At 32.2% G+C, this 11,862-nt stretch carries 12 protein-coding genes and 1 tRNA gene; 4 read left to right on the top strand and 9 right to left on the bottom strand.

The genetic code is table 11. The features are described 5' to 3' along the window. Positions 1-2 precede the first annotated feature (2 nt). The gene (locus PBT89_RS01845; RefSeq protein ID WP_270063136.1) at positions 3-782 is read right to left on the bottom strand and encodes an RNA polymerase sigma factor; all 780 of its coding nucleotides are present in this window, start codon (positions 780-782) and stop codon (positions 3-5) included. Positions 783-1,214: 432 nt separating this feature from the next. On the opposite strand from PBT89_RS01845, the gene PBT89_RS01840 reads away from it, so the two are divergent. From PBT89_RS01840 to PBT89_RS01825, 4 genes are all read left to right on the top strand, one after another. Continuing rightward, positions 1,215-1,448 carry a helix-turn-helix domain-containing protein gene (locus PBT89_RS01840; RefSeq protein WP_270063135.1) on the top strand — a complete coding sequence of 78 codons (234 nt, stop codon included), beginning with the start codon at positions 1,215-1,217 and terminating at the stop codon, positions 1,446-1,448. Between the two features lie 65 nt (positions 1,449-1,513). After that, positions 1,514-1,855: a hypothetical protein gene (locus PBT89_RS01835; RefSeq protein ID WP_270063134.1), complete on the top strand. Its 342-nt coding sequence runs from the start codon at positions 1,514-1,516 to the stop codon at positions 1,853-1,855. 7 nt (positions 1,856-1,862) lie between these two features. Further along, positions 1,863-2,924: an ImmA/IrrE family metallo-endopeptidase gene (locus PBT89_RS01830; RefSeq protein WP_270063133.1), complete on the top strand. Its 1,062-nt coding sequence runs from the start codon at positions 1,863-1,865 to the stop codon at positions 2,922-2,924. A gap of 104 nt (positions 2,925-3,028) precedes the next feature. Further along, a complete protein-coding gene (locus PBT89_RS01825; protein ID WP_270061650.1) occupies positions 3,029-4,225 on the top strand; it encodes an IS256 family transposase in 1,197 nt (398 codons plus the stop codon). A 67-nt stretch (positions 4,226-4,292) separates the two neighbouring features. Here PBT89_RS01825 and PBT89_RS01820 read toward each other — a convergent pair whose 3' ends face one another. From PBT89_RS01820 to trxA, 8 genes are all read right to left on the bottom strand, one after another. Then, the gene (locus tag PBT89_RS01820) at positions 4,293-5,162 is read right to left on the bottom strand and encodes an alpha-glutamyl/putrescinyl thymine pyrophosphorylase clade 3 protein (protein WP_270063132.1); all 870 of its coding nucleotides are present in this window, start codon (positions 5,160-5,162) and stop codon (positions 4,293-4,295) included. After that, on the bottom strand, positions 5,162-6,103 hold the full coding sequence (locus PBT89_RS01815) for a thymidylate synthase (RefSeq protein WP_270063131.1): 942 nt from the start codon (positions 6,101-6,103) through the stop codon (positions 5,162-5,164). The genes PBT89_RS01820 and PBT89_RS01815 overlap by 1 nt, the downstream gene beginning before the upstream one ends. Before the next feature lie 108 nt (positions 6,104-6,211). Beyond that, positions 6,212-7,591, bottom strand: a complete 1,380-nt coding sequence (locus PBT89_RS01810; RefSeq protein WP_270063130.1) for a hypothetical protein — start codon at positions 7,589-7,591, stop codon at positions 6,212-6,214. After that, a complete protein-coding gene (locus PBT89_RS01805; protein WP_270063129.1) occupies positions 7,588-8,292 on the bottom strand; it encodes a hypothetical protein in 705 nt (234 codons plus the stop codon). The genes PBT89_RS01810 and PBT89_RS01805 overlap by 4 nt, the downstream gene beginning before the upstream one ends. 187 nt (positions 8,293-8,479) lie before the next feature. Next, positions 8,480-9,691, bottom strand: a complete 1,212-nt coding sequence (locus tag PBT89_RS01800) for a site-specific integrase (RefSeq protein WP_270063128.1) — start codon at positions 9,689-9,691, stop codon at positions 8,480-8,482. Positions 9,692-9,933: 242 nt separating this feature from the next. Continuing rightward, positions 9,934-10,007, bottom strand: a tRNA-Asp gene (locus PBT89_RS01795). Positions 10,008-10,093: 86 nt separating this feature from the next. After that, positions 10,094-11,023 carry a DUF58 domain-containing protein gene (locus PBT89_RS01790; RefSeq protein ID WP_270063127.1) on the bottom strand — a complete coding sequence of 310 codons (930 nt, stop codon included), beginning with the start codon at positions 11,021-11,023 and terminating at the stop codon, positions 10,094-10,096. A 410-nt stretch (positions 11,024-11,433) separates the two neighbouring features. Further along, positions 11,434-11,751: a thioredoxin gene (gene trxA / locus PBT89_RS01785; RefSeq protein ID WP_270059428.1), complete on the bottom strand. Its 318-nt coding sequence runs from the start codon at positions 11,749-11,751 to the stop codon at positions 11,434-11,436. Positions 11,752-11,862 lie beyond the last annotated feature (111 nt).

The following is an 11,862-nucleotide window of genomic DNA, read 5'->3' as shown; positions in this document are numbered from 1 at the left end:
GATTAAGCAGATTTCTGTTGTGTGTGTTTGCTTTGTAAAAGCTTATAAGCAGTCACAAATTCCTTGTGGACTTCTTTTTGGGATAGTTGAAGTTCTTCTGCAATAGCCGCAAAGGAATAGTGCATTTCATTACGCAGTTGTAAGACCTTTTCCTGTTCCTCTGTCATCTTGCCCTGTAGTTTTACCGTAACCTCCTGTTTTTGTTTTGAATCCAAATTTCTCCCTTGATGAATAATTTTTTTAAGATCAGCGATCGCTCTTTTTACCTCATTACTGGTATAGGTAGTGCTTGTTCCCATAACCCGAGCAATATTTTTATACTGAAAACCGTATTTTAAGCAGAGTTCAATGAGACGTCGTCTTTCTGGGCTGAGTAAAGGAAAAACACGGCTTATCTGATCGAATGCTTTTTGGTCGGCTTCCTGAGCCTGTAAATGATGATCCTCTTTTTGAGGATCATAACCGTGCATATACTCCTGGTAGTTCTCATAATTATCCAACCTGTTGATGTTCCTATGAAACCTGTTCCTAGGTCGTGTATAGTAATAGGTACAATCCCTCTTCATCACATAGCGGAGAAAAAAGAAAATATGTTCCGGTTCCTGTATCCGGTCCCTATTCTCCCATAGTTTCAGAAATGTATCCTGGAGGATGATTTCAATGACAAATTCGTCCCGAATTAATTTCTTTCCTAACCCAAAAAGCCTACGATGATATCTAGCATAGATAAATTCCATAGCATCGGGATGCCCTTCTTTTAAAAGTTTAAACTCACGTTCCATAGTCAACAGTTTTTAATGTTGGATCAGATCTTCAAAAAGGGACTGTACTAACAAATAATACGAGTCTAGCGGTGTGGAGTATAGTTTTCATAATTTGCTGTGGTTTTGTTTGTCTTTAATTAGTTTATGAAACCATAGGCCTTCCCAAAAAAGCCGTTAAACTTAGGGAAAGGCTTATGCTTGAGGGAAGGCTTTCTGGCTTCTAGCCTAGACTAAATAGCTAATTCATTAAACGTTGGTTTCTTCTTATAGGTTTGGTTTTAAAATCTCAAAGAATTTTACATGATAAATTCAATGATGAAATCACGGCTTAACGTAAAAGGCTGTACTTGTAGTTGTTGGATAAAGATATAAATAATTTTTTAAATGTTGTAATATACACCAACAATATTTTTGATTTTTTTATTCATCTTAGGCTTAGAAAGGGCTAAGATGCAAAACGAGAAAGATAAAGTTGATTTTTTAATCCAATTTGGAGCTAATTTTGGTAAAATTAGAAAAATGAAAAACTTAAGTTTTAGAGCTCTTTCCCAAAAATGTGATTTAGACTACGCTGATCTTAATAAAATTGAGAAGGGAAAAAGGAATATTACTCTTACTACTATAGCTGAACTAGCAAGAGGACTCAGTGTACATCCTAAAGATTTATTTGAATTTGATAAATAAATATGTGAAATATATTTATAAATAGTTGACTTTCAAATATTATTAAAATGTTCTAAATTTAGAACATGACTATATCATATAAAAATGATGAAGTACGAGAATATTGTTATTTATTAGGTACTTTTGCAAAAAATTCACCATTTACCTCTGATGAAATAAAAGAATTGAGAGCCTTCATTTCTGATTTAAGAGCATCCCCTAGATTAGTTGATTCTCCTATCAACTACTTAATAGATCGTAATAGAAATTTAGTAATAATTGAAAACAATTCTTTTAAGATAATAAGCGAAATAATTAGCTCCTATGAATCCCCAAATGATAATCAAATTGAAAGATTAAAGATTATTCAAATTATGAAAAAAGGGCTTCAAATTGATTCAACGGATAAAAGGAATAGATATAAGTAAAATTCAAATGAACACAGATTACGAAATAGCTTCTCCCCCAAGTGATACAATTCTAAGAAGAATTTCTGAACTTGACATTAACTTGAAAATGTTTAGAGAATATCTAGATCTAAGTATAGATGATTTTGGAAATTTAGTGCATGACCAATTAAAAATTAGCTCCAAAATTGCATATCAATTATCTCAAATTTTAGGAGGGTCGGAAATATTTTGGATTAATCGTTACAATAATTACATAAAAGATACTGATAGATGTAATTCAAAAATTTACAAAGAATATAAATTGATTCTGGATGAGCTATGTTCTTCAAGACAAACTGATATTAACAACTTGCTCAGTGATTTTCAATATTCATCGTTCGAACATTTAGTATTAGACTATTTTGAAAGCCCAATTATTCTATACAGTAAAACTCAGAGGTTTGAACCTTCACCTATTAAAATAGCAAATTGGATAAGAGAATGTGAAAAAGAAGCAGAGTCTTTGATTTATGATGGGAAAATAAATATGTTTTCTCGAGAAGCATTGAGTACACATTTATCTGAAATTGTATCACTAACAAAAGTCAATCGAGTTGAGAAAATTCTGAATAAAATTAACGAAATTTGTAATAGGTGCGGTATAGTAGTTCTTTTTAAACCAAGTAAATCAGGTTATGGTGTATCTGGTTTTACTAAGAAAATTCTAAAAGATTACAGGTTGGTTGTCGTTACAGATAGATACAAAAACAACGCTGCCTTTTGGTTTACGCTTTTACATGAGTTGTCGCATTGCCTTTTACATAGTCTTCGGCAACCCTTAATTCATTATTCTGATGATGAGTTTCAATTAGCTTCTCTTAAATCAGATAATATATTTGAAGAACAGGAAGCTAATGAATTTGTGGAGTCCCTACTTTTCCCAGATAACATTAAAAGAAAAATTAAAAATTGTAATTCCTATAAAGATATTCTATCATTAGCAGTAAAATATGATATATCTGCTTCACTTATAGTAGCCCAAGTACATAGGGATAAAATTGCTCCATACAGTTGGTATAGAAAAGTTTATCGTAAAATTGAATTCTAAGGGACTATCTCAAAAACTGTGTAAGTAGAAAATATCGGGGTTTGCAAACCCCGATATTTTTTTAATCTTGCCTGTAATTTCAGGCCTCTAATATTTACACAGTAATGAAAAAAGAAGATTTATTTGACGATGATTTTTTAAAGCAGTTCAAATCCGGAGAAGAACTCAGTAATTTCCTAAAACAACTCCAAAAGCGTGGTCTGGAAAAAATGCTGGAAGGTGAGCTTGATGGTCACCTTGATTACGAGAAAAACCAGCGATCTAAAGAAGGTAATACCCGCAACGGCTATTCCCAGAAGAAGGTTCGCAGTTCCTATGGAGAAGATTCTATAAAGGTTCCAAGAGACAGGGACGGATCCTTTAATCCCATGATTGTTCCAAAGCGGCAGAATATGGTTGATGGAATCGAGAATGTAATTGTCTCTCTTTATGCCAAAGGAATGAGCAATAGTGATATCGAAGAACAGATCTCTGAAGTCTATGGTTTTGATGTTTCTACTTCCACCATATCCCGAATAACTGACCGGATTAGCAATGATATTGTCGCCTGGCAGAACCGCCCTTTAGAGCCGGTTTATCTTATTGTCTGGATGGATGGGATTGTGTTTAAGGTACGAGAGAACTCCAAGGTAGTCAACAAAACGATTTATATCGCAGTAGGTCTTAGGAGGGATGGAAAGAAAGAGGTTCTTGGCCTATGGCTGGGTAAGAATGAATCTGCGGCTTTTTGGATGAGCGTACTTACTGATATGAAAGCCCGTGGTGTGGAGGATATTCTGATCACCGCTACAGATAACCTGAATGGATTTACCGATACCATTAGAAACGTATTCCCGGAATCCAGAACGCAAATATGTGTAGTCCACCAGATCAGGAATGCTTGCAGGTATGTGGTCTGGAAAGATAAAAAAGCCTTTACAAAGGATATGAAGCTCATCTATGATGCTCCGACCAAACAGGCCGCAGAAGCTGCCCTAGAGGATTTTGCACGCAATTGGAATGACAAGTATTCCTATGCTATTAAAAGCTGGAGAGACAACTGGGAAGATCTTACAGTTTTCTATGAATTCCCACTCGAGATCAGGCGTATCATTTACACCACCAACCTGATTGAAAATTTAAACGGTAAGATCAGGAAGTACACCAAGAATAAATTATCCTTCCCAACAGATGATGCTGTTATGAAATCAGTATATTTGGCATTAAGGGAAGCCACAAAAAAGTGGACTATGCCGGTTAGAAACTGGGGAATTATCCTCAATCAGTTCTTAACTATATATGAAGAAAGGGTTCGACTTTAAGTAATAAAGCCAAACCCCCTTATTTAAAACTTACACACTTTACGGGATAGTGTCAATTCTAATTTTTTTAACCACTATACTTAATATATTTTCTAGTATCTTTCTGCCAATTACAAATTGCATCTTCAAGTACTTGACCTACCATAAAAATTTCACTGTGTTTACTAAACCAATCTACTAAATCCTTACTTAGTCCTATTTGTGACTCTTTTGAGGTATTGCTATTGGTCATACTTAAAATTAATTTTAAGCCTTGTAAAGGTCCTGTACTATTTTCTGCATACATTGATTTTGGTTCTTCAACATTGAAGCCACATTTAACAAGAGAGCTTGTAAAATCAAATCCAGCTAATCTACCAAAATTGGGTATACGTCTGGATAATTTGTACATTTTATCAAAACTAATTTTTTCTTTCGGTAAGTACATTTTAAAGTTATCAACGAAAAAATTTGCACTTTGGAAAAACCCATTGTCTCCATGTAATCTTTTTGCTGTAAATTTTCTATGATTTGAAAACTGGCATTGGTCAAAAAAATCAAAACTAGCTAAATACTTAAAATACTTATCCAAATCAGATATAATACTATGAAATGAAATTAGAGTTTGATTTCTATCAAATGCAGCTCTTTCAAAAAGAGTCCATTTTGATTTATTACTTTTTCCGAAATATGTAGCTAAATAAATTATCCAAATTCTTTCTTCAAAACTTAAATCTTCTCTTTGAGCTAAAACAAAAGGATTAGATGTATAAATAAATTCTTGTTTATCTTTAACAGCTCTGTAAGCTCTAGATTTGTATACTTTATAAACTTCTATTCTTCTGACACTATCATTAGTTTGATTTGCCAGAACATTTAATTCCTCACCACCTATTTGGCTATTTAAAAGTTGGCTGATTGAATCCGACCAAAGTAATTCTAATTGATTTATTTCCATTATTTCGAAATACTATTAGCTGCGATACTACGCATTTCTTCATTAATAAATTTTTCCTCCCAAGTTCCAATGTTTTCTTTTTTACAGCAATTGTTAGAAAATAAAATATAATCTTTCCAGTAAGAATCTAGACTTTCAGCCTCCAAACTAGATAAAGTTTTATTAAAGGCCTTAGAAACCAAATTCAATGTTTCTGTATCACATTTAGTTATATTTGGCATTTCAATTGGTTCGTGTTTTCCTTCCGAAAGATAATCCTTTATATTTTTTATATGCCTCGGATAAATATGCATCGATGTAGAGTAATGTGTATAATCTCCTAAAGGTATATTTGTTCTACAAGAAACTAACTCTTGCAACATTGTAAAACAAAATATATCATGAGGAAGACCATAATAAGCATCATTACTTCTCATATATACTGATAGGTTTAATTTTTTCTTTCTAACATAAAAATGTAGACCTATAGTACATGGTGGACTCTTAAATTTTTGTTGCCTAAATTTATATTCTTTGCTTTCACTTATAACTAAAAATGCTTGCTTAGTAGCCCGTCGCTTAATTATTTGTTCAATGACTCTTTCAAATTGCGATTTTTGATTACATTTCGAACCAAAAATTTTAGGACCATATGCTCCTAAAATTTTATCATTCTGCTTTTCCTCTTTATCATACACTGATATATAAGGTTTAATATAATCAATATTTGAGTCCTTCGATAAATACCATGCAAACTCAGCAAATTTACTTCTTACTAGCTTTCTATCCAAAGACCTAGAAGTTCTAACTCTTGGGTTTGTTAAAGTCGCAGCATATTGCGTAATTTCTAAAATATCAATATCTCTTTTACTATTGATTAATGTTCCCTCATTTAGTAAAGTTTTATAAGTAGCAAATAATAAATCATCGAGCGAAAAAAAACTACTCGGTTTATTTAGCATAAATCATAACTAATGTTAATACATTTAAATATACATTAATATTATGAGTTTTATTCAAAAATCCATCATCAATTGAGATTAGATGAAAGAAATAATTCCATTGCCAAATCATAGGTATTCATTTGAATAGTTTTCTATTATGAATTCCAACTGTGTAACATTTTCATCATCTAAAAGATATTCATCATTAACAGCCTGTATAGTAAAAAAATTGTTTTTCGCATTTTCAACCGGAAAATTATAATGTCCATAACCACTTAATTTAGAATCTTCAAATTCAATTTTATCTAAATTAATTTCAGAGGTGTCAATTTTAATTGATAGGCCACTCATTTGATAACGCGTTTCATATCTACTAGCATACACAGAATTCACTTTTTCAAGCAAAATACTATCATTTAAAGCTCTATTAATGATTTCCCTAAAACTGCCTTTAAATTTTTCCTCTACTCTTAATTTCTTAGCTAACCTGACATTATTTATAAACTTAATATATTGATCAGTAGTCGTAGAATCAGCTTTAATTCCTCCATAAATACCCCATTCCGGCAAATCCCTATCGAAATAATAATAATATCTATATTCATTATAACTGATGAAAAATCCGTCTTCAACTGCTGTTAAAATAAATCTTGTTTGATCTGGCTTATAACCTGAAAAAATATCATTACTTAAAGAATACTCTAAAATATTATAACATATATCTCGTCTATGCTTTTCAGAATTAAAAATATCAATCGGCAATCTGACATAGATTGTTTTTCTGTTCAATTCTTTTTTATAAATAAGCGAAAGAGGCTCTGTTGGAACATAAGTCTTATTTGATTTTTCATGAATAGCCATTACATATCCTCCATGTACTAAATCAATAGGGAAACTTTCTTTAGGAATTTTACGCAAAACCCTTTCTGAAATATTTGCAAATGTAAATGAGTATTTGTACTGATATACACTTAGAATCAAATAGACACCTGATAATAAAAGAATGATCGAAAGAGAAGAATACATATTGCTTGAATATGTCTTATTCACTAATTTAATTTTCAGAAAATAATCTAAAATGTGAAACTTTCCCAGACTAATTAAAGAAACTAAAATATCGGATATAAGAAATACTATAGAAATCTTTATTACAAAGGACGCATCCTGATTAATTATTTCTTTGTTCCAATACGGAAATTCTGTTATTATAGTAATTGGATTAAGGGCTGGAACGAGAAAGACTAAATAAACTAAATACTTGAAAAAAAGTTGAATTTTTAAACCCTCTTTTCCCAACCATTGCAAATTTACTATCTGTTTTCCTAAAGTATTACGAAACAGTATTATCGGGCAAACAAAGACAAATATAAAAGTGACCGAAAAAAGAAAATTTAAGTGAGAATGGATATACTCAAAATCCGCAACTATCGTAAATAAAAGAAATACAACTACATATAGGAAAAAGTCAATGAAATTTGATAATAATCTTTTGAGTAAAAAAATCATTCACTTTGCTTTTTAGCGTTTTTTATTCCAAAATAGTAAACACCACAAAAGATTATTATGGCCATAAAAAAAAACTGGAAAGTATTTTTATATACATACCCTTGAAAACCACTTACATAATAATCGTTTTCAAAAAATCCATCTCCATCATCATACGTTACTAATATGTTCTGGTTTACTGGACTTTCAGTAAAACTACCCCAGATATTAATTATGACTTCTTTATTGGGAGGTAAATCAATTGGATTTTGAAAATAAATAATTTCTCTTTTATCGTCCAAGATCAAATTATCGTAAAGATAATTTTGTTCATCGCTTGTTAGAAAGGATGAAGTAATACTAAAAGCACTAAGATTTTTTGTGTTAAGGTGTTTGAAATTAACATTTTTTAAAGTTTTGGAACTGGTATTTCTCAAAATTATCCTCTTGATATCTGTCGTTTTTAATAAAAACTCATATATTCCAAAGCTTTCAACAACTAAAGTATCTTTATCTGACAAGTAATCATTTACTTTTCCAAAGCTTTCAGAAATGCTACGAGGATATACCACCGCTTCCGTGGTAACACTAACTTTTAGATCAGAAGGAGCTATAATAATGTTGTAAAGCCATATAAATATACCTCCAAAAAAAATCAGCATACCTATTAATGCATGGTAAGGTGTCAATTCCTCTACCGCTTTCTTTATATCGATTTTCATTTAGATAGTTTTAACAAACATAGTTAAAATAATAAATTTATTACGAACCTTATTACCCACCAAAAATAAAAAAAGCTATTAACTGTAGTGTTTAAGGAGCCTATAGAGTTATAAATATGGCCCCACCTGGGTTCGAATCAGGGACCCCTTGATTATAACCAGCTTTATTACAACTATTAGTTCAAAATCATTTTTCCATTCCCTTAGCAACAACCTGCATATCCTTAGCAATTTTATCATCCAGAACTTTTGCATAAATCTGAGTAGTTTTTAAAGATTTATGTCCTAACATTTTCCCTACAGACTCGATTGGCACGCCTTTAGAAAGCGTTACCGTTGTCGCAAAGGTATGTCTAGCCAAATGAGTGGTTAAATTCTTTTTTATTCTACAAAGGTCTGCTATTTCCTTTAGATAGGCATTCGACTTTTGATTAGACATTACCGGCAGAACATTGTCACTAAATTTAACTCTGGGATGATCTTTATATTTCTCCAAAATGTTCTCCGGGATTTGTAATAGAGGAATACTACTTAAAGAATTTGTTTTCTTCCTTTTGGTCTTTATCCATCGTTGATCTCCGTTAGAAATGATATCATCTTCAGACAGCTTCTCTATATCTGCAAAAGCAAGCCCTGTATAACATGAAAAAACGAACATATCCCTTACCAAATCTAATCGGGTGATATCAAAATCTTTTTCTGACAACCTTTTTAATTCCTCATCATTTAAATAAGCCCTATCTGAAGATTTCCAGGTTCCTTTCCAATGGAAAAAAGGATCACTACTAATCCATTCATTTGCTAAAGCGATCCTAATAATCTTTTTAAAATTCACAATGTATTTAATCGAAGTATTATGCCCGCATTCCTTTTGAGATTTTAAGAAGTGTTCGAAACCAGTGATAAATGAATAATTAACCTCTTTAACCGGTATATTCTTTACTTCAAATTTAAATTCGAGATAATCTTCAATATGCTTTTTGCAGGCTTTATAACGCTGTAAGGTTCCTTTTGTATAGCCTTTTCCAATCAGCCGTTCCATTTGTTCATTATGCTCATTAAAAACTTCCAAAAGCGTGTATTGCTTCTCCTCTTTTCCAAGATAAGTATCTCTTATAATTTTCGAGGAGATATTCTTTTGCTCCCGAACTAAACGATCATGGATGTCGTATAATCTAGTACGCATGTCATCAAGATATCTTTTAATGATCCTGGACTCTCCAGAGTTACCTCGAGTACTATTTGTATGAGAATTCCATTTACTCACCTCTATTTTTCTGGAAGTACTAAAGTCTGATCGATTACCATTGTATGTGATTCGAGCATAAATAATAGCTTCATTCGAATGTCTTGAAGTGGTTTTTTTTGGATAAAAAATGATTGATAGTGAATTATTCATCGATGCTGGCATTAAAATATGCACCTCAAGTTAGCAAAAGCAAATGTTAAAGAAAAGCCCCAAGACATTTATTAACAGTGCATTAGGAGTTTCGAGGTGCATATAAAATGAGCTAAATAATATGCACCGAATTCAGCACCAAACACTTAGGTTAATATGCGTTAAAATGAAGGTAGGGAAATAAAAAAAGCCTTTAAATCATTGATTTAAAGGCTTTTTGCTTTTATTTGATACTTTAAAAGCGGTCTGGACGAGACTCGAACTCGCGACCTCCTGCGTGACAGGCAGGCATTCTAACCAACTGAACTACCAGACCGTTGCGTTATTGCGAGTGCAAATATACAGCTGTTTTTCACTTCCACAAACTTTTTTTTGAGTTTTTTTGATCTTTTTTTTAGCCCGTTATGCAAGCTTTTGTCTTTCAACAAAATAAGACTGTAAAATTTTATTGAAATTTTTATTGATATCTACCGGAACGTAACTTATCCGGTACTTCGCGCATTCCAATTTTAGATTTTCAAAGTAGCTTTTAATCGCTTTTTTATAATTTTCCTGAATATTTTCCGAATATAAGTCTATCTCATCTCCCGTTTCTACATCAAAAAATCGCTTCGGCGCATTTTCAAAATCAAATCCAAGCTCTTTTTTATTATCTAAAACATGAAACAAGATTACTTCGTGCTTATTATATTTAAGATGTCGTAAAGCTTCAAATAGTTCGGCTTCCTCTTTATCGCTTTGAAACATATCAGTAAACAGAAATACCAAAGATCTTCTTTTTAGTTTTTCCGCAATTTGGTGCAAATAGGTATAGGTTTCTGTTCCGCGTTTAGACCCGCCAGAATTTACCGCGTTTTCTAAATGATTCAGCAATAAATGATGATGGCGTTCTCCTGCTTTTTCTGGCGCATAAAATTCAAACTTATCACTATACACACTTAAACCCACTGCATCACGTTGTCGCTTTAGCATATTCATAATACACGCTGATGCTAGAGCCGAAAAACCAATTTTATTTAGTTTTAAGAGACTTTGTTTCTTTAAAGAAGGATAATGCATCGAAGCAGAATTATCGATGATAAGGTGACAGCGCAAATTGGTTTCTTCTTCGTAGCGCTTCGTGTACAATTTATCAGTCTTCGCATAAAGCTTCCAATCGATATGCTTGGTACTTTGTCCCTGATTGTAAATCTTATGCTCTGCAAATTCCGCAGAGAAGCCGTGAAACGGACTCTTATGCATCCCCGAAATATAACCTTCGACAATTTGCCGCGCCAATATTTCAAGATTTAAAAATCCTTCAGTTTGATGTACCTGTTGTTGTAATTTCAAAGTAAAATTATTTGTTGCAGGAATATACAAAAAACGAGTTGACAGTTTACAAAATACAATAAGCAATGAAGAATGAACGGTGAACAGAAAAGTCTTCATTGAAAAGCAATTCAGAATTCAGCATTTTATAATAATTATCTTGTCTCTTTTCAATATTCTATGTTAGAATAACTGAATTCAAAAAAATCTCTCCACAAGGTCGAGATGACGATAGCGCTCAAGGTAAAAGTGTTGTGTCGAGAACTCTGTTTTCTGTATACAGTTTACAGCTATTCAACTTTTCAGCATTTAGAATTCAAATTCATGGTTCTCTACTCTATTTTCTAACTTCTCAATACTAACTACGTCAAATCAAGAAACAAAAAACCCGGCAAAAGCCGGGTTCAATATTATTCAAAAATCGCTATGGATTATAAAAGCTCGTTTAAAGCACTTGCATAAGTATCTTTTGGAGCAACACCAACCTGGCGACCTACAACTTCTCCGTTTTGGAAAATAAGTACTGTTGGGATATTTCTAACTCCGTATTTTGCAGCAAATTCCTGGTTAGCATCAACATCTAATTTTCCAACAACTGCTTTCCCTTCATACTCGCCGCTAAGCTCTTCGATTACCGGTCCTACCATTCTACAAGGTCCACACCATGCTGCCCAAAAATCAACCATTACTGGTTTATCGCTTTTTAATACTGTTTCTTCAAAATTTGCGTCGGTTATTTCAATAGCCATAATCTTTATTTTTCTAGTAAATTATCAATACGTAAAAGTAGTCAAATATTTTCGGAAACCTTACAAATCAAATATCAGATTTCGTTATAAGCTGATTGTCAATAATTATAC

The sequence above is a fragment of the Zunongwangia sp. HRR-M8 genome (genome assembly GCF_027594405.1).
Taxonomy (GTDB): Bacteria; Bacteroidota; Bacteroidia; order Flavobacteriales; family Flavobacteriaceae; genus Zunongwangia.
Note: the sequence above shows the minus strand (reverse complement) of the source record. Positions and strands in the feature narration are given on the sequence as shown.